Origin of the sequence: Salinivibrio sp. SS2 (assembly GCF_001722075.1) — a bacterium.
GTDB lineage: Bacteria > Pseudomonadota > Gammaproteobacteria > Enterobacterales > Vibrionaceae > Salinivibrio > Salinivibrio proteolyticus.
In genome coordinates this window covers 1-818 of sequence record NZ_MEBP01000041.1, presented here as the reverse complement: position 1 = coordinate 818, position 818 = coordinate 1, and the positions used below count along the sequence as shown (strand labels likewise).

The 818-nt window shown below is 50.4% G+C and carries 1 protein-coding gene; it reads left to right on the top strand.

Annotated elements, in window-relative coordinates; translation table 11 throughout:
• A partial coding sequence (locus BGK46_RS02310) for a FimV/HubP family polar landmark protein (protein ID WP_305793905.1) occupies positions 1–782 on the top strand: 782 nt, incomplete at its 5' end.
• Between the last annotated feature and the right edge of the window lie 36 nt (positions 783–818).

Here is an 818-nt window from a genome sequence, read left to right as displayed (position 1 = left end):
AGCCAGAGCCAGAGCCAGAAACCAGCAACCGAGACTATGAGTTTGACTCACTCTCTCTAGATGAACTTGGCGAGTTTGACGAAGACGATGCATTGAGTGCCGCTCTGGATGAGCAACGTGAGCTCGAGTCTTACTTCGATGAACAAGGCCGTGATGCGGGTCAAGGCGATAGTCGCGATATTAGTGAGCTGGATGATGACGACCATCAAGTGGGTGGTCTTAATATGGACGCTCTGTTGTCTGAACCGGATGGCGATGAGCCTCTTGATCTGTCCGGGCTCTCTGATGAAGAAGCGGCCGTGTGGCAAGCGGATAATGAACCAGAGCCCGAAGCTGAAAGCGAGGACTGGAGTCAGCAGCCTGCCATGGACCCAGAGTCGCTTGAGAAATTCGAATTAGAGCAAGCGCTTGATGACGATTTGCTGAATGAAGGGGAAGCAGAGAGCGAACTCATTGATGAAGGGGAAGAGGAGCGTGATTACATCAGCATCGAGGAGTTGATGCGTGATGATGGTAGCGCACCGGATATTGACCCGGATAAAGCGGAAATGAACTTAGACGTGGGGCTGGATGAATTTCCTGATGTGCTGGAAGATATCAGCGCCATCGATGTTGATGGTGATACGGCCAGTACAGAAGCGGCCACGAATCTCGATCTGGCCAAAGCCTATCTAGAGATGAACGATGTCGATGGTGCGATTTCATTGCTAGAAAAAGTCATGCAGTCAGGGAATAAAGCGCTTCAACAAGAGGCAAGACAGCTGCTTGAGCAGCTACGATAAAAAACAGGCAGCTTCGGCTTAATGCATGTGAATTAA